26 protein-coding genes are annotated in these 23,629 nt (G+C 46.8%); 15 read left to right on the top strand and 11 right to left on the bottom strand.

The window, feature by feature from the left end:
* Positions 1–118: 118 nt before the first annotated feature.
* The 5 genes from urtD to purU all read left to right on the top strand — a co-directional run bounded on the left by urtD (position 119) and on the right by purU (position 5,054).
* The gene (urtD, locus tag U2F10_RS31965) at positions 119–1,249 is read left to right on the top strand and encodes an urea ABC transporter ATP-binding protein UrtD (protein ID WP_490795512.1); all 1,131 of its coding nucleotides are present in this window, start codon (positions 119–121) and stop codon (positions 1,247–1,249) included.
* Positions 1,250–1,327: 78 nt separating this feature from the next.
* Entirely contained in the window at positions 1,328–2,083 is a 756-nt protein-coding gene (urtE, locus tag U2F10_RS31970; RefSeq protein ID WP_006518599.1) for an urea ABC transporter ATP-binding subunit UrtE, read from the top strand.
* A 389-nt stretch (positions 2,084–2,472) separates the two neighbouring features.
* Complete coding sequence (locus tag U2F10_RS31975) at positions 2,473–3,399, top strand: sulfotransferase family protein (protein ID WP_163669921.1); 927 nt, start codon at positions 2,473–2,475, stop codon at positions 3,397–3,399.
* A gap of 185 nt (positions 3,400–3,584) precedes the next feature.
* Complete coding sequence (gene mscL / locus U2F10_RS31980) at positions 3,585–4,007, top strand: large conductance mechanosensitive channel protein MscL (RefSeq protein ID WP_163698134.1); 423 nt, start codon at positions 3,585–3,587, stop codon at positions 4,005–4,007.
* Positions 4,008–4,199: 192 nt separating this feature from the next.
* Positions 4,200–5,054, top strand: a complete 855-nt coding sequence (gene purU, locus U2F10_RS31985) for a formyltetrahydrofolate deformylase (RefSeq protein ID WP_163669917.1) — start codon at positions 4,200–4,202, stop codon at positions 5,052–5,054.
* A 45-nt stretch (positions 5,055–5,099) separates the two neighbouring features.
* Here the strand turns inward: purU and U2F10_RS31990 are convergent, their stop codons facing one another.
* From U2F10_RS31990 to hpxO, 4 genes are read right to left on the bottom strand one after another with little or no spacing between them, the layout of a single operon-like run.
* The gene (locus tag U2F10_RS31990; protein WP_499874343.1) at positions 5,100–6,536 is read right to left on the bottom strand and encodes a serine/threonine protein kinase; all 1,437 of its coding nucleotides are present in this window, start codon (positions 6,534–6,536) and stop codon (positions 5,100–5,102) included.
* A 19-nt stretch (positions 6,537–6,555) separates the two neighbouring features.
* Positions 6,556–7,053, bottom strand: coding sequence for a 2-oxo-4-hydroxy-4-carboxy-5-ureidoimidazoline decarboxylase (uraD, locus tag U2F10_RS31995; protein ID WP_499874345.1), 498 nt, complete (start codon positions 7,051–7,053; stop codon positions 6,556–6,558).
* A 2-nt stretch (positions 7,054–7,055) separates the two neighbouring features.
* Positions 7,056–7,418: a hydroxyisourate hydrolase gene (gene uraH / locus U2F10_RS32000; RefSeq protein WP_163669911.1), complete on the bottom strand. Its 363-nt coding sequence runs from the start codon at positions 7,416–7,418 to the stop codon at positions 7,056–7,058.
* A 26-nt stretch (positions 7,419–7,444) separates the two neighbouring features.
* A complete protein-coding gene (hpxO, locus tag U2F10_RS32005; RefSeq protein ID WP_499874346.1) occupies positions 7,445–8,605 on the bottom strand; it encodes an FAD-dependent urate hydroxylase HpxO in 1,161 nt (386 codons plus the stop codon).
* Between the two features lie 119 nt (positions 8,606–8,724).
* Here hpxO and U2F10_RS32010 point away from each other — a divergent pair, with 119 nt between their 5' ends.
* Positions 8,725–9,048, top strand: a complete 324-nt coding sequence (locus U2F10_RS32010) for a hypothetical protein (protein ID WP_499062040.1) — start codon at positions 8,725–8,727, stop codon at positions 9,046–9,048.
* Between the two features lie 496 nt (positions 9,049–9,544).
* Complete coding sequence (locus tag U2F10_RS32015; RefSeq protein ID WP_163669893.1) at positions 9,545–10,006, top strand: pentapeptide repeat-containing protein; 462 nt, start codon at positions 9,545–9,547, stop codon at positions 10,004–10,006.
* 54 nt (positions 10,007–10,060) lie between these two features.
* On the opposite strand, the gene U2F10_RS32020 is transcribed toward U2F10_RS32015, so the two are convergent.
* A complete protein-coding gene (locus U2F10_RS32020) occupies positions 10,061–10,516 on the bottom strand; it encodes a Fur family transcriptional regulator (protein ID WP_006518590.1) in 456 nt (151 codons plus the stop codon).
* A 355-nt stretch (positions 10,517–10,871) separates the two neighbouring features.
* Between U2F10_RS32020 and U2F10_RS32025 the strand changes: the two genes are divergently transcribed.
* A complete protein-coding gene (locus U2F10_RS32025; protein ID WP_499062038.1) occupies positions 10,872–11,912 on the top strand; it encodes a Fe(3+) ABC transporter substrate-binding protein in 1,041 nt (346 codons plus the stop codon).
* A gap of 157 nt (positions 11,913–12,069) precedes the next feature.
* Positions 12,070–12,723: a Fe2+-dependent dioxygenase gene (locus U2F10_RS32030; protein WP_163669889.1), complete on the top strand. Its 654-nt coding sequence runs from the start codon at positions 12,070–12,072 to the stop codon at positions 12,721–12,723.
* Position 12,724: 1 nt separating this feature from the next.
* Here the strand turns inward: U2F10_RS32030 and U2F10_RS32035 are convergent, their stop codons facing one another.
* The 4 genes from U2F10_RS32035 to ndhC all read right to left on the bottom strand — a co-directional run bounded on the left by U2F10_RS32035 (position 12,725) and on the right by ndhC (position 15,316).
* A complete protein-coding gene (locus U2F10_RS32035) occupies positions 12,725–13,549 on the bottom strand; it encodes a Stf0 family sulfotransferase (protein ID WP_163669888.1) in 825 nt (274 codons plus the stop codon).
* A 150-nt stretch (positions 13,550–13,699) separates the two neighbouring features.
* A complete protein-coding gene (locus U2F10_RS32040; RefSeq protein ID WP_163669885.1) occupies positions 13,700–14,227 on the bottom strand; it encodes an NAD(P)H-quinone oxidoreductase subunit J in 528 nt (175 codons plus the stop codon).
* Positions 14,220–14,963, bottom strand: coding sequence for an NADH dehydrogenase subunit K (locus U2F10_RS32045; RefSeq protein ID WP_250565162.1), 744 nt, complete (start codon positions 14,961–14,963; stop codon positions 14,220–14,222). The genes U2F10_RS32040 and U2F10_RS32045 overlap by 8 nt, the downstream gene beginning before the upstream one ends.
* Positions 14,954–15,316 (bottom strand): photosynthetic/respiratory NAD(P)H-quinone oxidoreductase subunit C, encoded by a 363-nt coding sequence (gene ndhC, locus U2F10_RS32050; RefSeq protein WP_036019082.1) that lies wholly within the window; start codon positions 15,314–15,316, stop codon positions 14,954–14,956. The genes U2F10_RS32045 and ndhC overlap by 10 nt, the downstream gene beginning before the upstream one ends.
* Positions 15,317–15,553: 237 nt before the next feature.
* On the opposite strand from ndhC, the gene U2F10_RS32055 reads away from it, so the two are divergent.
* The 6 genes from U2F10_RS32055 (at position 15,554) to U2F10_RS32080 (ending at position 18,046) form a co-directional block, all read left to right on the top strand.
* Positions 15,554–15,955, top strand: a complete 402-nt coding sequence (locus U2F10_RS32055) for a rubredoxin (protein ID WP_250565161.1) — start codon at positions 15,554–15,556, stop codon at positions 15,953–15,955.
* A gap of 84 nt (positions 15,956–16,039) precedes the next feature.
* Positions 16,040–17,089, top strand: a complete 1,050-nt coding sequence (locus tag U2F10_RS32060; protein WP_163669883.1) for a photosynthesis system II assembly factor Ycf48 — start codon at positions 16,040–16,042, stop codon at positions 17,087–17,089.
* Positions 17,090–17,294: 205 nt separating this feature from the next.
* The gene (gene psbE, locus U2F10_RS32065; protein ID WP_006518581.1) at positions 17,295–17,540 is read left to right on the top strand and encodes a cytochrome b559 subunit alpha; all 246 of its coding nucleotides are present in this window, start codon (positions 17,295–17,297) and stop codon (positions 17,538–17,540) included.
* A gap of 39 nt (positions 17,541–17,579) precedes the next feature.
* Positions 17,580–17,714, top strand: coding sequence for a cytochrome b559 subunit beta (psbF, locus tag U2F10_RS32070; RefSeq protein WP_006518580.1), 135 nt, complete (start codon positions 17,580–17,582; stop codon positions 17,712–17,714).
* A gap of 9 nt (positions 17,715–17,723) precedes the next feature.
* Positions 17,724–17,843 (top strand): photosystem II reaction center protein PsbL, encoded by a 120-nt coding sequence (gene psbL / locus U2F10_RS32075; RefSeq protein ID WP_006518579.1) that lies wholly within the window; start codon positions 17,724–17,726, stop codon positions 17,841–17,843.
* Between the two features lie 83 nt (positions 17,844–17,926).
* Positions 17,927–18,046, top strand: a complete 120-nt coding sequence (locus U2F10_RS32080; protein ID WP_006518578.1) for a photosystem II reaction center protein J — start codon at positions 17,927–17,929, stop codon at positions 18,044–18,046.
* Positions 18,047–18,569: 523 nt separating this feature from the next.
* On the opposite strand, the gene U2F10_RS32085 is transcribed toward U2F10_RS32080, so the two are convergent.
* Complete coding sequence (locus tag U2F10_RS32085; RefSeq protein ID WP_163669881.1) at positions 18,570–20,669, bottom strand: hypothetical protein; 2,100 nt, start codon at positions 20,667–20,669, stop codon at positions 18,570–18,572.
* 239 nt (positions 20,670–20,908) lie between these two features.
* A complete protein-coding gene (locus tag U2F10_RS32090; RefSeq protein WP_499874347.1) occupies positions 20,909–23,401 on the bottom strand; it encodes an EAL domain-containing protein in 2,493 nt (830 codons plus the stop codon).
* Positions 23,402–23,629 lie beyond the last annotated feature (228 nt).

The raw sequence follows: 23,629 nt of genomic DNA on the forward strand, positions 1-23,629 counted from the left end.
TGGGTTGAGCCTAAGCGCTAGCTCTTTTATTGATTGCTACGCCAATACCGCTCAATCCAACATCCCTCCATCCCACTTTCTCCAATCTCTGCAAGCGACCATCATTGCACACCCGATCATGGCCAATCCAATCCTCGAAATCGATAACCTCACCGTCAGCTTCGACGGCTTCAAAGCTCTCAATAAGCTCACCTTCTCCATGAACGAAGGTGAGCTGCGAGTCATCATTGGCCCCAACGGCGCAGGTAAAACCACATTCCTAGATGTCATCACTGGCAAAGTTCAACCCACCCACGGCAAGGTCCGATTCAAAGGCAAAAAGCTCAGCGGTCGTTCAGAACATAACATTGCCCGTCTAGGCATAGGCCGCAAGTTCCAAACCCCACGCATCTACCTTAATCTGACCCCGCGCGAAAATCTGGAGCTATGCTGCAACCAGGATAAGAACGTATTATCTACTCTGTTTAAGCCCACACCCACAGCAGAACGCCGTACCGTGGGTGGGTTGCTGGAAACTATCGGCCTTGACCATAAGGCCGACAAGCCCGCTGCGCTCCTCTCCCATGGCGAAAAACAGTGGCTGGAGATTGGCATGCTAGTGGCCCAGTCCCCAGATTTACTCCTGGTGGATGAACCGGTTGCCGGACTTACTGACGAAGAAACTGAACGCACAGGTGAACTGTTGATTGCCTTAGCCGAAAGCCATTCTGTAATCGTGATTGAGCACGACATGGAATTTGTGCGTCAGATTGCCCGTCAGGTAACGGTGCTGCACGAAGGTTCTGTGCTCTGTGAAGGTACGATGGATGAGGTACAAAATGATCCTCGGGTGATTGAAGTATATTTAGGTACCGAGACGTCCATTACACCAGACCAGATGTTGTTGTTACGTATCGCTGCAACTATGGCCTGGGCCGATGGCAACTTTGAACCCATAGAACAAGAGATTATTCTTGATCGCCTGAGTCGTCAGTTTGCCCATGAACCAGAGGAACAAGTTGCACTGAAAACAGAGTTAAAAGATTTGTTAGCGAAGAGAATTCCTTTACAAGAGTTGGTTCCTCAGCTGAAAACACCCGACCAGCGCGAACAGGCACTGATGCTGAGCTATGACGTCATTAAGGCTAACCAAATTAACCAGGCAGAAGCATCGGCATATCAGCAACTGTTACACCTGTTGGCGCTGCCTGAAGAAACCGTAAATCGTTTGGAAAACGCTGCTCTAGAACAATTTGAAAACGCTAATTAGGTTACCCAACTGCACTTTTTCGAAACTTCGATCTAGACAGTCTTTATTCCTCTTACTTCCCTTAAACAATCCTCATCCATGACAGAGACAGCCTACCCGCCTACCCATAAAGTCACCTCCACGGCTCCAATGCTGAAGATTTCCAGCCTTAACTTCTATTACGGTGAGAGCCATATTTTACGGGATGTCGATCTCACGGTACCCAGGGGCCAAATGGTGTGTTTGATTGGACGTAATGGAGTAGGTAAGACGACCTTATTGAAAAATATTATTGGGCTGTTGTCACCTCGTGGTGGTGCGATCGCATATGACGGACAAAATATTCATACTTTGACTGCCGATAACCGAGCCCGCATCGGCATTGGCTACGTCCCCCAAGGACGAGAGATCATTCCCCGCTTAACGGTCAAAGAGAATCTTCTTATTGGTTTAGAAGCGCTAGGAAAGCGTGCCCCCAAGGCTAAAAAAGAAATTCCCGACCTCATCTTTGAACTTTTCCCCGTCTTAAAAACAATGTTGTCACGGATGGGCGGAGATCTAAGTGGTGGACAACAACAACAACTATCCATCGCCCGTGCACTTATGGGGCAACCTCAGTTATTACTCTTAGACGAGCCAACCGAAGGTATCCAACCCTCAATTATTCTAGACATTGAAAATGCGGTACGACGGATTATTGAAACTACGGGTATTTCCGTTCTGTTAGTAGAACAGCACTTACATTTCGTCCGTCAAGCCGACTATTACTATGCCATGCAGAAAGGTGGTATTGTTGCATCGGGGTCAACGGATCAACTCAGTAATGATGTGATTCAAGAGTTCTTAGCGGTTTAATTCTCAGCGGTTTAACATAGTCTCTGTGGGCATACTGCTAGTACGCTCATTCATAGTCATTAGTCTCGGCTTTTCTAATGAAGAGGCGATGTTTTGCGATGTTTACATTATTTTACCTATGCATAGACAGGTAATTAAAGATATGTTGCGTAATGCCATTGTCCGTTAATTTTAGAAACTAGGGTTGAAACAACACGTCCGATTGTCTGGCATATCCACTTAGCCGTGTATAGCCGTATAACCTCTTTTAGACGTGTATTAAAAGGTATCTGAGCATTGGCAGATACACGGCACAGAAGAATCAACAACAATCAGTGAAATGCGTTTGTTGTCACGTACAAGATGCTTTTACTGCTTCTGGCTGTGGATTTTTACAGGAAACACTCACCATGTTAAAACGCTACATAAGAAAGTTCGTTCCAGTCAGCATTAGAACGTTTATTTCAAAAATCGAAAGCTTTTTACTATTTGATATTTATGCCTACCGCATTTTGGGTCCATTCCTCAGCAAAACGTTAAACCAGCGGCAACAGCCATCAAAATATCTTTTTGTTATGGCCCCCGCACGATCTGGTTCTACATTACTAGGCCACATACTCTACAGTCATCCGGAAGTGGCAGGTTATGGTGAAAGCCATGTGGGGTATTCATCAGAGACGGATCTGCGCCAGTTAACTTGGAGAACAGCTGCAGTTCTGGACAACTTTGATCCAATGGAACATACCTACATTGTGGATAAGATTGTTCGAAACTATCCGATTGCGGACAACATTCTGCAAAATAAACAGATTAAGTTTATATTTCTTCTGCGAGATCCCGCAGCCACTTACACAAGTACAGTGAAATCCTTTTCAGGACAAGAGTCCCCAGAAGGTGTCGATAAATGGCTTAATTATTACCGAAGGCGGCTAGAGTGCTTTGAAAGGCTAGTGATGCAAATTAATGACCCCAGTCGCTGCCTAACACTGAAATACAAGGATTTACTAGCTGATACCGACGCTACGTTGGCTGCCTTTCAGAAATTTCTTGGGACGAGTTCTCCATTTTCCGATAGCTATACGGTGGCGAAACACACGTCTCGTCTAAAGTATGGAGATAACTCCAAAGCAATTCAAGCCGGCAAGATTCTGCGTAAAAAGTTTCATAAACTGACGTTAAATGATGCTGTCTTTGCTCCAGAAAAGCAACAAGCTGCTTACGATTTTTACGCAAATTGTCTATCAACGTTAAGACAATACACCCAAGTTTGTGGTTCGATTTCCCCCCAGCCAGTTCAAGAAGTGAGTGTGCCACCCACAAAGGTTAACGTAACCTAGAATACCTACCCGTTTGTTAAAAACACTGATATACTTCCAAACAATTCACTTTGATGGTCGCAAAAGCCTAGGCGGGCTGTACGTTACAGCCGTAGTGCTTTAGTTGGCTCTATCGAGGAGCTAAGCTGCACCTCAATGTGGTTTAGCCTACACACTGAATTGTTGCATTTAAGGAAAACACAGTTATGGTTAGTAATCAGGCTCGCTCCCGTGCAGTGAATTCTGCCGGTAGTTTTATGAACGATTTTCGTGAGTTTTTGCTGCGTGGTAACGTTGTCGATTTAGCCGTGGCAGTTGTTATTGGTGGTGCTTTTGGTGCTGTCATCACCTCTTTTATTGAGGACATCATCACTCCTCTGTTATTGAGCCCTGCACTCAATAAGGCTGGCGTTGCCGATATTGCAGAGCTATCTGCCAATGGCGTCAAGTATGGTCTGTTCCTGTCGACCGTGATTAACTTTGTTGTAATTGCCTTTATTTTGTTCGTACTAATTCGTACATTTGAGCGTATGAAGCGTACTGAAGAAGTGGATGCTGGGCCTTCCACTGATGAAAAGCTAAACGATACGTTGGGTCGCCTCACTGGTTTCTTAGAGCAGCGGATGTAAACGTTGAGGCCTATTGACTGAATGGGTTTCATTTTGAATCAATGATTTCAGCAGCGAGTCGAGCACATTCTTGCCTCGACTCGCTGTTTTTATGTATCACTTACACCACCAGGCGATATTATATTCATCTCAATTGGTAACTGCTGTAGAAATATCAATATCGTTTAATTTCATGTATAGGAACTGCTAACTGTGGCTTCACCGACTGCAACACTTCTGATTTCTTGCCCCGATCAGCAAGGGCTTGTGGCTAAAATTGCAAACTTCATCTACGCCAATGGGGGCAATGTTGTCCATGCTGATCAACATCGCGATGAGCCATCAGAACTTTTTTTGTCACGCATTGAATGGCAACTGGATGGATTTAATCTAAAACGTGATCTGATTGGAGCAGCCTTTGATTCCATTGCTAAACCTTTAGAGGCAACATGGCAGCTCCACTTCTCTGATGAAGTCCCTCGCGTTGCCCTCTGGGTGAGTAAGCAGAATCACTGTTTGTTAGACTTGCTTTGGCGATATCAAGCGGGAGAGATAGCAGCAGAGATTCCGCTGATTATCAGCAATCATGAAACATTACGGTCCATTGCTGAGCAGTTTAATATCGCTTTTTACCATATTCCAATTACTAAGGCGACTAAAGCTGAGCAAGAAGCAAAGCAGCTGGCATTGCTAAAAGAGCATTCCATTGATTTGGTCGTGCTGGCCAAGTATATGCAAATTCTGAGCCCTGATTTTATCGAGCAGTTTCCCAGGGTGATTAATATTCATCATTCGTTTTTACCCGCCTTTGTGGGGGCCAATCCCTATCATCGCGCCTATGATCGAGGCGTCAAAATCATTGGCGCGACGGGTCACTATGTCACCTCAGATTTAGATGCAGGGCCGATTATTGAGCAGGATGTGGTGCATGTTAGCCATCGCGACCAGGTCAGTGATTTAATTCGTAAAGGTAAGGATTTAGAACGGGTGGTCCTAGCCCGTGCTGTGCGACTGCATTTGCAAAACCGCGTACTGGTGTATGGCAATCGCACAGTGGTGTTTGCCTAACCGTTATCGCCTACAAATTAATCACATTTGTTCAATCACATCTGTTCAAGTGGAGATTAGGCTAACGCCTAAATTATTGCTCAGTTCTTGAGCCAACCACTGGGATTCTCTTGTGGTTAAGCCTAAGGTCTTGCATTTAAGGTTATAAGAACGATGATTCGTGTGAATTTCAAGGATGTTTTTAGTTGTCTCTAGTCTTAAATGCAAGATATCTTCTCGCTGAGTCTGAAACAGAACTTTGCGCAATCGCATCAACAGTATAGTTTCTCGATAAATGATGAGATTGTCATCACTGAGACATATATGTAACTGACTCAGCAAACGATTCCTGGAGGGGGTAGGTAGCAGGACCATGCCTATAAACCCTGCAATAGCACTAACAACGCTGGAAGAAGCAAACCAGAACAAGATATAAATCCCTGAGAAATCGCCTATCAATGAAATGACAATCCCTACAGCCATTCTCACTACATAAGAGGAGATACTAAAGATGACTCCAAGAATCAATAGATCTAACCATGAACCCACTTGTTTCCTTCGAAAACCATAGGGACGAATAACAGTATCTACGGTGCTGTCCCGCTGATTCACTAAAATGCGATTTTGATCAAAAGGGCGTTCAGATAAAGCGCTTAAAGTACCCTTTTCTAAAACCGTCTGTAAGCCAGTCAGGGCCTCTGTGGCTGAGGCAGGTCGCTGGCTGACATCAGGGTGTATCAACCAGCGCAACCACTGGCGTATGGGAGAACTGATATGTTTGGCTTTGCTCTCAAACTGGATGCGCATATTGTTTTGGGGTAAATCCGCAGGATGGCATCCCGTCATCAGAAAAATTAGTGTAGCTCCCAAACTGTATAAATCTGAAGCCGGTGTGGCCCGTCCACCAAACTGCTCGGGTGGCATATAGCCATAGGTGCCCACAATGGTTAACGTGCCAGATGGATTTAGAAACGGGACCTGGACAGAGCCAAAATCTACCAAATAGAGCTGCCCCTGACTGTGGCCAGTACGATCACTGAGCAGAATATTACTGGGTTTCAGGTCACGGTGAATAATTGGCGGCATTTGACTATGGAGGTATTGCAAAATAGTCAATAGCCGCTGGGCAATGTCGATGACATCTGCCTCACTAAAACTCCGTCCTGTTTGCAGGTGCTCTTGTAGTGATTGTCCATGGACGTAGCTTTGCACTAGCGCATATCCCTTTGCGGATGGCAAATCTATCTCAAAATAGTCTAGATATCCAGGGATACCAGCATGATTAAGCGATTTGAGAACTTCCCCTTCTCGCTCAAACAAACGTAAATTAGCCCATTCAAAATCGTTACCGAATGTAATGACTTTAATGACGACAGGACATTGCGCTTGGGTATCATCAGCCAGTAACGTTCTACGTCCAACAGCTTTACCCAGCTCTTTGCGAATTTCATAGCGATTATTCAAGCACTTTCCTAGCCAAGCTGGTGGAGATGCCTCTGCCATCCTCTTTATCTCTAACTAACTAATTGAGTAAGTCTTCTAAGCGAAATCTAGCAATTTTTCCGATTTCCAAAATCGCTTGCTGTTTTTCTCTGACCGTCGTATGGTTCAAACGTTTGGCAAATGCAATTAATATCGCCGCCTTGGTCTGACCTTTGACTGCCATGATAAAGGGAAAGCCAAATTTTGTTTGGTAGGTGGCATTCAATTGCTGAAACCGTCCATATTCAGCTGGGCTCAGGCGGTCAAGTCCCACACTGGTTTGTTCTTGCACAGAGGCAGGGGCCATTTGCACCCGACTGCCTAAGTCAGGATGGGCTCTAATCAGCGTTAACTGATCGGCTTCAGGCATCTGTTCCACCAGAGTTACCATGATCTGGTGGAGACTAGCCAAATCCAGAAACGGACGATGATGCCAGGTCTGGGCTGCAATGCTGGGTGTGTCCTCAAACACGCTGCCAAAAACTTGAACAAACGCCAGCTGAGTCATGTGGTTAATCTCAATGATGCTATATCCCATGGCTAACTGCCTCGATAGGTGCTGTAGGACCAAGGAGAGCAGAGTAGCGGGACATGGTAGTGGGCTGTGGCATCGGCAATCCCAAACCGAATTGGTACGTTGTCCAGAAAAAGAGGGTCTGGTAGCTCTCCGGATTGTTGTTTGAAGTAGTCACCAACCGCAAATCGCAGTTCGTAGACGCCAATAGTGAATTCATTGTCCATTAGCAAAGGGGCATCGGTGCGACCATCGGCATTGGTGGTTACCGTTTTGAGCAGGTGCTCTGCTTTGAGTAGACCTTCTACCCACCAGAGTTCGATGGTCAGGCCTACAGCAGGGCAGCCTTGGGCTGTATCGAGAACATGGGTTGTAAGTTTGCCTGCCATGGTGATTTGCAGTCTAGTGAAACGGTCTAGTGAAACGGGCCTTTTTGGATGATTTTTGCGATCGCACCCATAATCCTACCGCCATCTTCCTGGGCCAACTCCTCGTACCACTGCTCAGTCTTTGCCGCGACGTTGCCATGAATCATATCCGCCCGCTCCCGCGCTTTAAGGATAATCTCAGCTGTCCGATCTTTCCTCTCAGTTTCATAGCGTTTCAGGGCATCTACCACACCGATATTGGTCGTTACCAAGTGGGTTGTTAAAGCCCAAGCATCTTCGATCGCCTGACAGCCCCCTTGCCCCAGGTCAGGGGACGTACTGTGGGCCGCATCTCCCAATAACGCCACACGCCCTTTTACCAGCTGTGGCAGCGGATCCACATCATGAATGGGAATGCGATTGGTCTTTTCTGGATTCAAACGCTGGATTAATGTTTGAACGGGTGCCGCCCAACCGTCGAAGTGATCGTTTAATTCCGCTCGCATATCAGCTTGGGGTTGAGCATCTTTGGGTAAGGGCACATCCAAGAAAAAGTAAAACCGATTATCACCCACAGGCATCATGGAGGCCCGCTGACCGTTACCCACATAAATCACCCAGCTATGGCTCGGAGCCAGCTCAGGGGCGATAGGTATCAGACCGTTCCAATTGACATAGCCTGCATAGCGCCGCTCTATGGTTTTCCCCACCACATAGTTGCGAAGAACAGAATGGGTGCCATCGGCGGCAACGACAAGATCGCCCGTTGCCCGTCGTCCATCCGCAAAAATAGCTGTAGCGTCTGTATCCGATTGTTCTATGCCGACACATTGAGAATTAAGCTGAACATTCTCTACACCAAAGGCTGATAACAACATCTGTTGCAAGTCTGTGCGGGCAACAGGATAGGGGCACTGACCAATCGCTTCTACCAGCGGTGTCAGGCTAAAATTGGTCAGAGTCTGTCCAGCTTGGGTGAAATACGCCATGCGCTGCATAGAACCACCGATATGGGCAATTTCAGCCCCTAAACCCAGTCGATTTAGCACTTTAATGCCATTGGACCAAAGGGAAATGCCTGCTCCTGCCGGTCGTAGTTGCCGAACGCGGTCATAGATCTCCACGTCGTAGCCTACCTGGCGCAGTGAGATCCCAGCCGTCAATCCCCCCATGCCTGCACCAACAACAATCACCTTTAGATTGTTCATGCTGAACTATCCTTATCGCTACGCACAACTTGAAATTTAACCTCCATGGTATAGTTTACGCGCAGCGAACATATACACCCCAAAATCATCCATAAATAGTCAATCTAGGAGATTTTCTAATGCAGAAGGAACAGCTTTTGACTCAAACAATGGCGTTTCTCTTATGTACAACCCCGGAAACTACACTAGGTAAACTATTGGGATTATGTTTAGCATCCAAAGTGGATGCTAAACACTCAGGCAAAAGCCCGTTAGAGTTTGCTGAAGAGCTACTACAATATCCTGAAACAATCTCCACCTGGATTTCAGATGTCGTTGATAGCGATGATCGCTACAGTGTAGAAGAAATGGTTGCACTTTCAGAAATAAACCTAAAGGATCCCGAAAAATTCATGAAGGAGTTGTTGAAAGAGATGACAACCTTAGATACCCAGGGGTTATAGACTTTAGAGCCGATGGGGTAGCCTATTCGACCAGGGCAGATCCAGAGTAAACTATCGTTAACTCCACATTAAAGACGCCAAGAAGGATGCAAAGACATCCCTCTCCCATCCCACCTCGTTACCCCATCTGTTTGACTCTATTTCTCCGAAATAACATTGATGGTGACGCTAGCAAAACTGTCACGAATACAGACCAAATTTCACGCTGTTACTGTTACAGAATATTGTCACTTAAATCCACTGCTAACACTCTGGAAAATCAGCATAGTCAACGCTCATGCAACTGTGGGGATGTGTACTGAAAACCGAATAATTATTGCTTGTTAAGATCCTAGTCAATTACCGAAAGGCTGTGTCAAGATCGATACGAGATACACAAAAGGCTGCTTAAAACAGCTGGGTTCTGAGAAAAATCCAACACATTGAGTGTGTCAATTTCAATGACCCCCAGTTTCTCCGAAGGCTGAATTGTTTAGACCTATTAAGGAGATTGCTTATGTTAGTGCGAAATGCGTTATTGGCTCTAGCTTTACCCATTTTTGTGGCGTTTCCAGGCCATGCAGCATCCGAAGAAGATCTGCAACGTTTGGTCATGACGGGTATCTGCCCTGACTGCGATCTCTCAGGGGCTGATTTGCAGTCCTCCCACCTAATTGGAGCAGATCTGCGAGGGGCTAATTTACAGGGGGTCAATTTGTCAGACAGCAATCTTGAAGGAGCTGACCTAACTGGGGCAAATCTGAAGGGCGCAAACCTGAGTAACGCCTTTCTAACCAATGCTGTTTTTGAGTCAGCAACGTTAGATGGCGCGAACCTATCTGGCTCAGCCCTCTACTTTACCGATGTCACTAATGCATCGTTGGAGAACATTGATATTGCGGATGCCGAAGTGGTGGGCACCCCCATCAGCATTGGTGGCCCCTATGAAGATTATGAAGAAGACGTTATGGGCAAGTAGCGCTGGCGTTGCGCGTACTAAGCAGCAGGGCAAGTCGCCCTGCTATTTTTTAGCCTAAACCGGCATGATTGAGCGCTGACAAGCCGGGCATACAGCGTGAATCAGAAGTTGACAATCCAGCAAGTGATAGCCTGATTTATCAGCCATTTTGGCTCCAGCTTTGAGTACGGAGTCGTTTTTAAACTCAATAGTTTTATTACACCGCACACAGATCAGGTGATGGTGGTGATGGGGAGAGGGCTGGTTGATTTCGTAGCGCTTCTGCCCTTCCGCTAGCTCTAGTTCGCGTAAAATGCCCATGCGGGACATCAGCTTAAGATTGCGATAAATAGTGGAAAGGCTAATGGGCTCACCCTCATCTTTGAGTAGCTCACACAGCTCCTCTGCGCTAAGGTGTTGCCCCTTATCAATATTTTGGAATGTATTTAGAATAGTTTCCCGCTGTGGAGTCATGCGCCATCCCCGTTCGTGAAGCTCAGCTTTCATTGCTGCGGGAGTGTAGGAGACCATAATCGTTCCTCTGGAGGATGTCATTAATAAGAGCTTAATGAGAATATAGCGAACTCTCAAGTTATTTGCAATAGTTTTACTCTATTGCAAATAATATCTAAAAGTTTATAAAAGAATAATTGAGGCTGTAATGGCCTCCGGATGGCGATAATACTTGCTAACTCGTTGAATATCAGTGGGTTAGTAGCGAAACTTCCGTCAACTTATGTTTACCTCTGCGCAAGGAATTTTTTGAGCTACAAACCGTCCAAGGATGTTCTTAATTATCAAGTAGGTCAGTTTTCCCCTAATATGATTATTTAGGAACTTTTCGCATTAACTGCTGGCTATGTCCTACAAACCTGTTTTCTTATGCATGGCACTCATGTCATTTGCGATCGCAAGCTGTGGTAATCAGGCGCAAGAGACGTCTGGGTCTGATACCCCTGCATCTGAGGCTGCGGCTGCCGTCGTCAATGTCTACTCCGCGCGTCATTATGAAGTGGATGATGAGTTGTTTGACAGCTTTACCGAGCAGACAGGGATTGAGGTCAATGTGGTCGAAGGTAAGTCGGATGAGCTAATTGAGCGGATTACGGTAGAGGGTGATGCCAGCCCGGCTGATGTATTTATCACCGTAGATGCAGGGCGACTATGGCGCGCTGAGCAGGCAGGGATTTTTCAGCCAATATCCTCCGCTGTATTAGATGAAAAAGTCCCTGAGAATTTACGCCATCCCGATGGACTGTGGTACGGCCTCACAAAACGGGCGCGGGTCCTAATCTACAACGTGGATACAGTAGATGCAGCTGAGCTGTCAACCTATGAGGCGTTAGCGGAGCCTGCATGGAATGGACGGGTGTGTGTGCGCAGTTCTAGCAATATTTACAATCAGTCTCTGGTGGGATCATTAATTGAAACCATTGGCCCAGAGGAAACGGAGGCTTGGGCCCAGGGCTTGGTGAATAATTTTGCCCGGGACCCCGATGGTGGAGATGTTAATCAGATCAAGGCAGTGGCAGCGGGCCAATGTGATGTGGCTATTGCTAATCATTATTATTGGGCACGACTGGCTAAGTCCGATGAGCCTGAGAGCCAGGATGTGATCGCGAAGACCGCTGTCTTTTTCCCAAATCAAGACGATCGGGGCACCCATGTGAATATTAGCGGCGTAGGTGTCGTGACAGGGGCTGAAAATAAGGAGAATGCGATCGCATTCCTGGAGTTTCTTGTGGGTTCTGAAGCACAGGAAGTCTTTGCCAGCAGCAATAATGAATATCCAGTTGTCGAAGGGATCACCATGGACCCTATCGTGGCAGAACTGGGCGAGTTCAAGGTAGATGAAGTCAATGTCTCTGCCTATGGTCGTAACAACCCCGAAGTTGTCAAAATAGTTGACCGAGCTGGTTGGCAGTAGGCCTCGGCTTAGTGAGTCAACATGGGATGACGGGCGGTGAGTCATGGGATATCAATGCCTTGCATGGGATGTTCACCGCCTTATCACGTTAGATCAGGGATGAAATCCCGTTAAACTGCCTGGCTAGATTTGGCCTATATCTCAACGCTGCTGCACAATGCTGTTTCAAATTCCTGATGTGCTCTCTGGGGATGAGTTAACCCAGCTCCACACAGCCTTAGCCAAGGCTGAATTTGTGGATGGCAAAGTCACAGCTGGCTGGTATGCCAAACAAGTAAAACACAACCAACAGCTCAAGCCTGGTGTCGGGCAACCACTAGAAGCAACGGTTAAGGCAGCCTTAACCCGCCATCCTTTATTTCAAGTCGCGGTTCGGCCCAAACATGTTCACAGTTTGCGATTTAGTCGCTACAGCCCTGGTATGTCCTATGGTACCCATGCAGACAATGCCATGATGGGGGGGTACCGTTCAGATGTGTCCTTTACGCTGTTTCTGAGTGACCCCACTGATTACGCAGGGGGAGAATTAGTCATAGAAGGAGCTGACGACGAGCAGCACTATAAGCTGTCAGCGGGCCATGCAATTGTCTATCCTTCGTCCACACTGCACCGGGTAAATGAGGTGACCCAGGGGCAGCGTTTGGTGGTGGTGGGTTGGGCACAAAGCCTGGTACGCGCCCCTGATGAGCGTGAGCTCCTGTTTGATATTGATACGGTGCGGCGATCAATTTTTGCCCAACATGGAAAGACAGCAGAGTTTGATCTGCTATCTAAAAGCGTGTCAAACCTGCTCAGACGTTGGGCAGAGTAATTTACCTGCTTACCAGGACTTTCCGCACATAGCTTCTGATTGCCGAGTAATATCCCAAAAGCCCTTCAGGTATAAATTGATAATATTTGAGCCAGCGTTCGTTGATCCGATTGCCCTGTTTACTGGTGGCTTTGGTAATTTCAACTCCTGCCTCAGGCAGTTCAATTTCAGAAAATTCAATGACCTGATGCAGGATGCCATCAAAATCTTCGACTAAACTCTCGTAGACCACTTCCAAAAAGGGCAAATCATTGCGTTGAAAAAACGACCGCCATTTCTGATTGCGTCCTGCAAGACCTTGTTTGTAGCGATAGATATTGAGGGGTTTAAAGAAGAGTTTGTGCGTTTTATTAGCGCGTTCCTTGTCGGTACCTTCGCTTCGCACAACATACACCCCTGTTTGCTTACCAATTTCCATAGAAATGGCCTGCTTAATGAGGTTCTGACGGCGAATAAAAATAAATCTAGGGTTTGGGAAAAGTGTAGAAAGGATTTCAATATCTGACCCTGTCTGCAAGGCTGGATCTGTGCGGACAATTTTGATCAAATTGATCATATGGTCCCAATGTAACTTGACGCCAAATACCTGGTTTGGCGTTTTTCCCTGAGCATACACGTTGGCTAAGTGTGGATATAACGTACTGACATGCGAATGCACACCATTTGCAGTCAATACATCGGGCCTAAAAAATTCCCTGGGCTTACCTGCATAGCCAGTATCTCCCAAAGAAAGCCCCAGAAGAGTACTCCCAGATCTACCTGTAGAACATATAACGATACTTTTAGTTGGCAATAACTCTGGCGCTATGGAATCCTTAAACGACATGGGAACCAGCCATCAGTGTTCCTACCAATAGTCAAGAGCTCCCAAGTAACATGATTTACTCTTCAACTCTTACCTAAATGACCAAATGCCTTGGTAGCAAATCTATGGTTTGCTACCAAGCTCGGTCTCCAAAGAGTACTATCAAAGCAATTAATAGGCATCCTGTAGCTCGTAGAAGTCTGGGGAAATGTAGTCTTTGCGCATGGGCCAACCCACCCAGTCCTCAGGCATAAGCAATCGCTTTAGATTGGGATGTCCCTCATAGATAATGCCGTACATGTCATAGCTTTCACGCTCTTGCCAGTCAGCCGCTTTCCAGATCCAATAAACCGAAGGGATCTTGGGATTATCCCGTGGAACGTAGACCTTAATGCGTACTTCCTCAGGGGCATCAGCATTATCACTAACCTTCAGAAGGTGGTAAAAACTAACTAAAGGTTTACCAGGGCCGGCATCGTATGCGCCCTGACACTGAAGATAGTTAAAGCCATAGGCATAGAGTGCCGTGCAAAAGGGAATCAAAAAGGCAGACTCAACTTTAAGCAATTCCACACCTAAATGATCACGCTCCATGATTTCATGGGCAAACCCCTGTTGCGTTAGCCAGCTTGATACAGGACCAGCTTCAGCCAGCACACCTGCGGCTTCAGCGGCAGGCTTAATTTCTTCATCAGCCATTAGTCTGCTTCTCCTCACCTAATTTTTCCGACTCAGCAACGTTCATAGGCATGCCCATGGACTGCATTAGCTCCTTAGAGGGAGCCTCACGACTGTCAGAACGAAGATATTTGCCAGTAAGAATGGGTTCAACCGCTTCCATCTTGTGGGAACGGGTATAGTAGCGATGGGTCTGCTCCAGGATGCCCCGCTCACGCATGGACTCATTTGCCACTTTCTTACGCAATTTGACTACGGCATCAAAAATGGCTTCAGGTCGAGGTGGGCAACCAGGGATATAAACATCCACGGGAATCAGCTTGTCCACACCGCGCACGGCTGAGGGAGAATCAACACTGAACATACCGCCAGTAATAGTGCATGCACCCATGGCGATCACGTACTTTGGCTCAGGCATTTGCTCATAGAGCCGCACCAACGCCGGAGCCATTTTCATGGTGACAGTACCAGCGGTGATCAGCAGATCTGCCTGACGCGGGCTGGAACGAGGGGCCAAGCCAAAGCGGTCAAAGTCAAATCGAGAACCTAAAAGGGCGGCAAACTCAATAAAACAGCAGGCTGTGCCATAGAGCAACGGAAATAAGCTGGACAAACGTGTCCAGTTATAAATGTCATCCACAGTGGTGAGAATGACATTTTCCGATAAATCCTGAGTCACAGTTGGCGGGGCTGCCGGATTCATAACCCGCTCATTGTCACTGATTAAGGAACTCTCTGCGGGAGACTTTATGACCATTCCAATGCTCCTTTACGCCACGCGTAAACCAGACCAATAAGTAAGATAGCGATAAAAATCAGAGCTTCCACAAATGCCAATACACCTAGCTTGTGGAAGGCGACTGCCCAGGGATATAGAAAAACGGTTTCTACATCAAAAATGACAAAGACCAGGGCAAACATGTAGTAACGAATGTTGAACTGAATCCAGGCCCCACCGATGGGTTCCATACCTGATTCATAGGTGGTGCGTCGAGCCGCACCCGTACCTCTGGCTCCGAGAAGCTTAGCTGCCCCCAGGGCCAAGACTGGCACCAGGCTGCAAATAATTAAAAAGAGTAAGAAGTATTCGTATCCAGTTAGTACAAACACGCGCGCTTTATGGTTTTCTCGTAGAGGGCTAACTGCCCCCAATAAGCTTACTTCTATTCTAGACAGCTGTGTAGGTTAATCCCATCGTGATAAAGAGATCCGACGATAAAAAAATCGAGACATTTCTATAGGACGTTTCTATAGATAGGTGCATGATGATGGCCTTGATACCTATACATGACAGGAGACGCAACTCAGTGTGTAATAATTGTTTACATGACGCTATCGGACCCCCCCATGAGTACTGAGCCTGATGCTAATCCAATAGTGGATGCGCCCGAGACTGATGTGCCTGAGACTGAAGAACCGTCTGCACCACTGACACCTTACGAGTTAGACCGCTACGAATGTCGTCCTTGTGGCTATGTTTATGAGCCTGTGAAGGGGGATGGTAAAGCGGATATTCCGCCTGGAGTGCCCTTTGATGAACTGCCTATCAAGTGGCGCTGTCCGGTGTGCGGTGCCCGCCCCAAGATGTTTGCCAATATTGGCCCTGCAGGTAAACCGTCAGGATTTAGTGAAAATCTGGGATATGGATTGGGGGTAAACACGCTGACACCTGGGCAGAAAAATATTTTGATTTTCGGAGCTTTGGCCGTAGCGTTCATGTTCTTTATGAGTTTGTACGGCCTTAAATAAGCTTTGAAAAACAGGCTTGTTCAGCCAGGGCGCTGAGTCTGATTTTCATCCCTGAATTTGTTTATTTGTCTTGATTTCGTAGAAATGCAAACGGTTTTAACAGACTTTTTCAATGAGCGATTGGCCATCGGGCTGAAGCGACTAATGCTGGTTGCGATCGCAGTTCTTAGCGTCGGCTGTACCAAGTTCTTCCTGCCAGCTTTGGAAGGTAATCCCTGGCAAACGATTGCCCTGGAAACCGACGCCACATTCTCCGATGTCGCGTTTACCGCAGATGCTAGCCATGGTTGGCTGGTGGGTAGTCGGACTTCTTTGTTTGAAACGAATGACGGTGGCGAGACCTGGGGACAAAGAACACTGGACCTGGGCGATCAGCGCTACACATTTACCTCTGTTAGCTTTGTCGGTGATGAAGGCTGGGTCTCAGGTTTGCCCAGCGTGTTGTTGCATACAACCGATGGCGGTCAGTCCTGGGCCAACGTGCCATTGAGCAATCAGCTTCCTGGTAGCCCGTTGATGGTGACGGCCCTAGCCAAAGGAGCTGTGGAACTGGCGACGGATGTAGGTGCTATTTATCGTACTGAAGATAGCGGTCGTCACTGGTCTGCGCTCGTCCAAGCCGCAGTGGGTGTGGTTCGTAACATGGCTCGTAGTGAAGACGGACGTTACGTAGCCGTTTCGTCTCGAGGCAATTTCTATTCCACGTGGGAACCTGGCCAGGATAGCTGGCAGCCCCATAACCGTGAGAACTCTAAGCGCCTACAAAATATGGGCTTTACCAGTGACGGCGATCTTTGGTTGATTGCTCGAGGTGGCCAGATGCAATTTAGCCAGACCGATGAAGATCCGGATGCTGTTAAATACGAAAGCTGGAGCGAGCCTTTGCGACCTGAGATCGGTACTAGCTGGGGGTTCTTAGATGTTGGTTATCGTACCGATAATGAGCTATGGGTAAGTGGTGGTAGCGGTACCCTGCTGATGAGTCCTGACGGCGGCGAAACCTGGCTTAAAGATGAGCCCGCTGGCGATGTTCCTTCCAATCTTTATAGGGTTAAGTTCTTTAATCAGGATCAGGGCTTTATTTTGGGACAGCGTGGTTATCTACTGCGATATTCCCCAGAAGCTATGGCTTAGGCCGTTTTGCTCGTTATGGGAGAAACATCAAGAGCGCGGAAACGTGAAGGAATCCTTAATCGTTGCTTGATAGGGATATGCCCTGTTCTCTATGATGTTACTAAACACTTTCCATCCATAGAACTTTGGTTTTCAGATAGTGAAAACTTTGTGTTCTAGTTTGGATATTAGTCACGCCTATTCGCTGTTAAGAGGAGATTGTGCAATGGCAGGTAATACTGGAGAACGGCCTTTTTCAGACATCATTACAAGTATTCGCTACTGGATTATCCACAGCATCACCATCCCTGCACTATTTATTGCAGGCTGGTTGTTTGTATCCACTGGCCTTGCCTATGACGTTTTTGGCACCCCTCGTCCTAACGAGTACTTCCCCAACAATCAGGTTCAAGTACCGATTCTTGAGAACCGCTACGATGCGGATAATCAAATTACCCAGTTTGGTAATTAGTCCCCTTTGTTGATTGTCAATTGAGATTGGAATCCCCTTATGACCAGCAGTAATCCTAACGAGCCCATCGTTTACCCAATTTTTACGGTACGTTGGCTTTCCGTTCATGCCCTTGGCATTCCCTCGGTCTTCTTCCTGGGTGCCATTGCTGCAATGCAATTTATTCAGCGATAGGAGATCACCGTGGATAGAATCCCGAATCCAAATAAACAGCCCGTTGAGTTAAACCGGACATCATTATTCCTTGGTTTGCTTCTAGTCTTTGTGTTGGGCCTGTTGTTTTCCAGCTATTTCTTTAACTAAAAGGTAACGGGTGTAGGTGGCCAATACTATGGCTGTCTACGCTCATTTTTCATGAGAGTAGGCGATAACTAGGAGATAAATGCATGTTTAAGGATGGCCGAATTCCCCTTTGGATTGTGGCAACTGTTGCTGGCACTGGTGTGCTAGTGGTTGTTGGTTTGTTTTTCTATGGTGCCTATGCTGGCGTGGGTTCAGGTGTATAACCTACCTACTAGCGCTCACTAATGTTGTGAACTAATGTGCACAAAGCTATAAAAAATAGGCGTTGAAAAACCCCTCAGGCTATTCAGCCTGAGGGGTTTTTCTAATTCAATACTTTTGGTGGTCTTACCACAGATTACATGTGATTAGAAAGTTCCACAGATAGATCGACAACCTATGCCGATGTTTCTTCCTGCTCTACATAGAGGAACATCGCGATCATAAATGCAAATGCATGAATAGCAACGATGGGGACCATAACCTGAGGCAAAAGGGATGTATCCATATATCGAGTCTCCTATCTCTCAATAGTGAGCAAATGCTCTAAAGAATTAATCATTGTCACATCCAGAAGATTAGGGCTTTCTCAAGAGAAAACTCCACATTCTGACTGTACGGTGGGTCTAGGACCTAGCCCTTAATTTACTGCGATTTGATGCGGTATATGTCAATTGTTTAGAAAGTTTGCATGGAATGTGTACACATTTTTAGGGGTGTTCCATGGAACGCCCCTAAAAAATTCCATCAAATATCCCAACCATCAAATATGGATAGGGAGTCGTCCGGTGGCATAACTCGTCGATTTTGCACGACTTTGCGACTTTCTTGTAAAGTCGCCATGTCAATTGAGATGGCAGCCACCTGCAGCTCTAAACAACCATGGGGAATCTGCACCCGCATAAGGGTTTCCAATTCATTGGAGTCGTTGGGGATAAACTGCATCAGCAAACGCGGCGAATCAATCATTGTTCGCGTTTGTAAATCGTTCATCCACACTTTGACATAGGGTTGATAATCGCCAGCCGGTACACGCACTTTGATGGCCATCCATTCGCCAGCTATTAATTCTTGCTCTGGTACGTCCAAAATGGGCGGAAATACTTGGATCGGATCATCTACCTCTTGAGCCGCCTTTCTTTGCTCAGGCCATGGAGAACGCTTCGGGGGGTCATACGCCACAAACTCATTTGTCTGTGTCCGTTGATTGCCCTTGTCCTCTAATGGTTGTTGCGCTTCAGAGGGGTGTAGCGCCTGCTTGACCTCCAGGGATTGACGATAACCCTCTTGAGTTAGCAAGTTAAGCTTTTGCCAGAACCGTTCCCGTAATTGCAGCTTTTGAAAAGCCTGATCAATGCTGTCAGTGGCTGGCTCCCACTGCGGCTCTTTGGACTCTTTGGAAGCAGAGTCTGGCTCAGGCAGACGGGTTGGGCGATTAACCACCACTGCTGCTGGAGCAACATCCTGCTTAAGAGCGGCATTGGCTACTTCCAGGTCTAAGTCATCGTCTTCAATGCTACTGAGCCCAAATACTCGGGGTTCGGCTACTCGGGGTTCGGCAAAGGGGAGTGGCTCGTCCATAGGAGGTTCTTCGACTTTTGTATCCTCCATAGCTGTTCCCAGTTCTATAGAACGCATCGCCTCAGGATCAGCATCGATGATTGGGGCCGTCGCAGGAGAGCCCTCTGACGGATTTTCTGCAATAGTGTCTGCGACTTCATCTGCCTGATCAGTCAATAGACTTTCTGTCTCAGCTTTGGTTGGAGAGCTGTCGGCGTTTACCTGAAAGGTGGGCAGTTCTGGTTGCCGGTCGGGATCCAGGTCTACATCACTGGGTGGCTTGATTTGAGGAGGTAGGGTCAAGCCTTCAGAAGGGATAATTTCCTTGGGAACTATAGGGGTATCGCTGGTAAGGAGTGCCTCTGATTTCTCTGGGGAGGGAACAAAGGCTTCCGTGGAGCCTGGAAAAATGGAGATTTCTTCTTCAAAATCGAGGTCTGGCTGATTTGCGATCGCATCCAGCATCTGCGCTAAACCGATGGTGACCGTAAAGGACGCCGACACCAACGCAGTTTTCTCCACCGAGCCATCTGGGCTCAGGAGCGAAATCGCCCCCAGAATAACCTGAGTAGATAGTTCCTCTGGCAACGCGATCGTGACCGAAAAGGGAGAGGGCAATGCTTTGGGTAAATCAAACGCCTTTTCAGTAACCGTACTGGCCGTTTGTGGATCCCGTAGCTCTACCCAAAGCTGCCCATTGGCTAAAGGACTCCCAGCCGTTTGAGATAGATGGCCAGTCAGGGTTAATGTTTGTCCCAACTCTGTTACATAGGCTTGTTGCTTTAGCTGCAACTGAACGTCAGGTGATTGAGCATCACCCAGTGCAATATCAGAGATACCAGCCGCTGGTTGCTCCGCACTGACCTCTGCATCAAGCGAGCGCCGATGGTCAACTGTAGCCTCCGACCAGTTAGGTTCCCAATCATCCTCATCTCGCGGCGTGACCTGTAATTGCACCGAATAATGCCATCCCCCCTCCCCCAGAAAGTCATCAATGACATTGGGACTGTTACACTCAATTTCCCAGCGGCCAGGACTCAGCTTGATAAACGGGAAAATAGCCAGCAATCCCGAGTCGTTTGTATTTGCTTTACGTTTACGAACACGACGGCGAGGAGGAATTTCATCTAGCAACAGTTGACTAACCCGAACTTCGACAGAAGTACTGTCATAGCTCGTATGGGCAGCCATGCGATAGCGACCTTCCAAGATTTCTACCTGCCTTGTTTCCAGCGGTAGCCAGGTCTGATCACCTTCCTGCTGAATTAAAAACTCCCAATAACGCATACTTAAACACCTGTCAGAGACCTGCCCGTATCACCTGTAGCCACTGGTGTGATCTATACAAACAGCTACAACATAGGGGCAATCCTAGCAAACATAGCTACGATTCTCACCTTTTTCCGTCAGAGTCACCGTTTTCCCTAAGCTTTCTGTACGTTAGCTATAGCAATACTAAAGAAATATGGCGAAGTACACGTTCAAATAAACAAGTTTTGTGATGTCAGTAATTTTCTAAAAAGACATTATACCAGTGGCTGGGGGTGGCTAATAGCATAGCCCTGCACATAATCTACACCCAGTGCCTGAACTTTTTTCAGCACAGCTGGACTTTCAACATATTCAGCAATTGTTTTTAAGCCCATGATGTGACCGATGTTGTTAATAGCTGCCAACATGGCACAGAGCAAATCATCTGTTGGGGATTCCTTGACAAAATTACCATCAATTTTTAAGTAGTCTACCGGTAAATGCCTTAGATAGCTAAAAGAAGACATACCACTACCAAAGTCATCTAGCGCAAAGTGACAGCCAATCTTTTTAAGTTTCAAAATAAGATCCGCCGCTTTTTGTAAATTAGCAATGGCTAGGGTTTCCGTTATTTCGAAACAGAGTATCGCGGGGTTGACGGGATACTTTCGTAGCTGCTTTTCCAAAAAACCGATAAAATTTTCGTCATTGATACTAGCACCCGATAGATTGACACTATAAATTGTCTTAGGCATCGGGGTATGGGACGTCAAATAACTAAAGAAACTTTCCACGACCCAACGGTCAATGCGGGGCATGAGGTTATAGCGTTCCGCTGTCGGTAAAAATGCCATCGGTGGTGCTATTTCACCGGTACGAGTATTGGGCAAGCGTAGCAAAATTTCACACAAGCGAATATCGCTAGAGTTGGGGACAGCGGATTCAATCGTTTGATAATACAGCTGAAACTGGTCCCCATCAAGGGCCTCCGTCACCCGTGAAAACCATTGCACATCTTCAGTTTGTCGGCTAATGCCGACATCGTCTGAGTGGTAGATTTGCACGCGATTACGCCCCTTATTTTTGGCGACATAACAGGCCTTATCCGCCAGCTGCATAACCTGTTTACTGCTGACAGTATTGGATACCATCGGCACAATACCAATGCTGACACCAATGTTGAACATCTTGCCATCGAACACAAAGCGAAACCCTTGAATACCCTGACAAAAGGACTTAGCAATTTCAGTGGCACGATCCAATTTACAGTTGTATAGCAACAGACCGAACTCATCACCACCAAGTCGAGCCAACACATCAGTTTGACGAATTTGCCTCCGCCACAGATCGGCCACTTGTTGCAACAACTGATCCCCAGCCGCATGGCCACAGGTATCATTCACAGCCTTGAAATGATCTAAATCCATATAACACAGCATGTGCTGTGATTCTGCACCGTGCAGCTCCTCAATGGCATTATCTAGAGCGTGCATAAACTTTTTGCGATTGAATAGTTCGGTCAGTGGATCGTGGGATGCTTGCCAGGCCAGTTGTTTAGCCCTACCCCGTTCTTCAGTGACATCGTGGAAGACAAGAACGGTGCCCAGCACCTCGCCGTTATCGGCACGAATGGGGGCTGCCGAATCTCCGATCGCAAATTCCTGACCAGTTTTAGAAATGAGTGTGGGATGATTGCTGAGGCTAATGGCTTTCTTTTCCTTGATGGCCTGTAAGGCTGGATTTTGCAGGGGCTGCTGGGTCGCACTATCAACAATGGTGCAAACTTCTGAAATGGAGCGTTTTTTTGCGTCATTGGCTTTCCAACCCGTCAGTTTCTCAGCCACCGGATTAAAATCCTTAATATAGCCATGGGCATCGGTTGTAATAACAGCATCGCCAATGGAGTGGAGAGTAATCTGGGCCAGCTCTTTCTCTTGATAGAGCGATTGCTCCAGATGTTTGCGCTCAGTGGTATCGGTTTGGGACCCGGCGATCCGGTAGGGCTGTCCTTCCTCATCCCATAAAGCCATACCGCGCGTTAACATCCAGCGATAGCTGCCATCAGCATGACGCATTCGATATTCAAATTGAAAGTTAGACCGCTGAGAAGCAAGGTGTTCTTGTAGTGTTTGTTCAAACTCTGACCGACTATCAGAATGGATACGTGACAACCACTCTTCAGGGCTATCACTAAGATTGCTGTGGTTAAGCCCCAGCATGGTTTTCCAACGGAGGGAATAACAAATAGTATTGGTTCTCAAATCCCAGTCCCAAATGCCATCGTTAGCCCCTTGCACCGCCAGAGCATAGCGTTCCTCACTAATTTCTAGCTTTTTTGTGAGTTCTGTACGCTCAATTGCATATTGAATGGTCTTAGCCAGGAGATTACCAACATCAACATAGCCTAACCTCTGCAATCTTTCGGGTGAAAATGTGTCTGATTTTACCAGGTAGTCTTGGGCACCCTCCTGCAAGGCAGCTATGGCAACGTTTTGATCTTGAATACCTGTTAGAACAACCACAGGCACCTTGGGCACAAGTGTTTTAATTTGCTTAACTAGATCGACACCTTGACCATCAGGTAGACAAAGGTCTAATAAAACCACATCAAAATTGTTATTAGTCTCTAGAGTCCTGATAGCTTCATTAAAGCGCTCAATATGATGCAATGTTGTTTCAAGCAGTTCAGAGGAAGATAACAGTTCTTGGAAGAGTTGAGCATCCGATATGTTGTCTTCAATCAATAGTGCATCTATACCTGTTGTCATGGGTACGCCCGTATAGGTTATATCTAAGGAGAAAATGTAAAAATGAAATAGCTAGTGTTTTATTCATAGGCATAGCAGCTCCTATAAATAGACTAGCTAGGTGGTAATCAGCACTGGTAATTATGCAACAACAAAAGAATAAATACGAGTCTCTACAGAAAACAACACGCAGCGTCCTAATTGATCTAGAGACATAGTAAGAAAAGTCGTTATAACTTGTATATCGCA

The sequence above is a fragment of the Leptothoe sp. EHU-05/26/07-4 genome (genome assembly GCF_043421015.1).
In the GTDB taxonomy this organism is placed as follows: domain Bacteria; phylum Cyanobacteriota; class Cyanobacteriia; order Phormidesmidales; family Phormidesmidaceae; genus Leptothoe; species Leptothoe turfae.

Excerpts from the sequence above, each read along its gene's own strand:
- U2F10_RS32030 (WP_163669889.1), top strand. The coding sequence starts at position 12,070 with ATGCTGTTTCAAATTCCTGATGTGCTCTCTGGGGATGAGTTAACCCAG.
- urtD (WP_490795512.1), top strand. The coding sequence starts at position 119 with ATGGCCAATCCAATCCTCGAAATCGATAACCTCACCGTCAGCTTCGAC.
- U2F10_RS32040 (WP_163669885.1), bottom strand. The coding sequence starts at position 14,227 with ATGGCTGATGAAGAAATTAAGCCTGCCGCTGAAGCCGCAGGTGTGCTG.
- U2F10_RS32025 (WP_499062038.1), top strand. The coding sequence starts at position 10,872 with ATGGCACTCATGTCATTTGCGATCGCAAGCTGTGGTAATCAGGCGCAA.
- U2F10_RS32015 (WP_163669893.1), top strand. The coding sequence starts at position 9,545 with ATGTTAGTGCGAAATGCGTTATTGGCTCTAGCTTTACCCATTTTTGTG.
- U2F10_RS32035 (WP_163669888.1), bottom strand. The coding sequence starts at position 13,549 with ATGTCGTTTAAGGATTCCATAGCGCCAGAGTTATTGCCAACTAAAAGT.
- mscL (WP_163698134.1), top strand. The coding sequence starts at position 3,585 with ATGGTTAGTAATCAGGCTCGCTCCCGTGCAGTGAATTCTGCCGGTAGT.
- U2F10_RS31990 (WP_499874343.1), bottom strand. The coding sequence starts at position 6,536 with ATGGCAGAGGCATCTCCACCAGCTTGGCTAGGAAAGTGCTTGAATAAT.
- U2F10_RS32045 (WP_250565162.1), bottom strand. The coding sequence starts at position 14,963 with ATGGTCATAAAGTCTCCCGCAGAGAGTTCCTTAATCAGTGACAATGAG.
- U2F10_RS32090 (WP_499874347.1), bottom strand. The coding sequence starts at position 23,401 with ATGACAACAGGTATAGATGCACTATTGATTGAAGACAACATATCGGAT.
- uraH (WP_163669911.1), bottom strand. The coding sequence starts at position 7,418 with ATGGCAGGCAAACTTACAACCCATGTTCTCGATACAGCCCAAGGCTGC.
- U2F10_RS32080 (WP_006518578.1), top strand. The coding sequence starts at position 17,927 with ATGTTTAAGGATGGCCGAATTCCCCTTTGGATTGTGGCAACTGTTGCT.
- U2F10_RS32055 (WP_250565161.1), top strand. The coding sequence starts at position 15,554 with ATGAGTACTGAGCCTGATGCTAATCCAATAGTGGATGCGCCCGAGACT.
- psbE (WP_006518581.1), top strand. The coding sequence starts at position 17,295 with ATGGCAGGTAATACTGGAGAACGGCCTTTTTCAGACATCATTACAAGT.
- U2F10_RS31975 (WP_163669921.1), top strand. The coding sequence starts at position 2,473 with ATGTTAAAACGCTACATAAGAAAGTTCGTTCCAGTCAGCATTAGAACG.
- U2F10_RS32060 (WP_163669883.1), top strand. The coding sequence starts at position 16,040 with ATGCAAACGGTTTTAACAGACTTTTTCAATGAGCGATTGGCCATCGGG.
- U2F10_RS32085 (WP_163669881.1), bottom strand. The coding sequence starts at position 20,669 with ATGCGTTATTGGGAGTTTTTAATTCAGCAGGAAGGTGATCAGACCTGG.
- uraD (WP_499874345.1), bottom strand. The coding sequence starts at position 7,053 with ATGGGATATAGCATCATTGAGATTAACCACATGACTCAGCTGGCGTTT.
- psbF (WP_006518580.1), top strand. The coding sequence starts at position 17,580 with ATGACCAGCAGTAATCCTAACGAGCCCATCGTTTACCCAATTTTTACG.
- hpxO (WP_499874346.1), bottom strand. The coding sequence starts at position 8,605 with ATGAACAATCTAAAGGTGATTGTTGTTGGTGCAGGCATGGGGGGATTG.
- U2F10_RS32010 (WP_499062040.1), top strand. The coding sequence starts at position 8,725 with ATGCAGAAGGAACAGCTTTTGACTCAAACAATGGCGTTTCTCTTATGT.
- U2F10_RS32020 (WP_006518590.1), bottom strand. The coding sequence starts at position 10,516 with ATGGTCTCCTACACTCCCGCAGCAATGAAAGCTGAGCTTCACGAACGG.
- urtE (WP_006518599.1), top strand. The coding sequence starts at position 1,328 with ATGACAGAGACAGCCTACCCGCCTACCCATAAAGTCACCTCCACGGCT.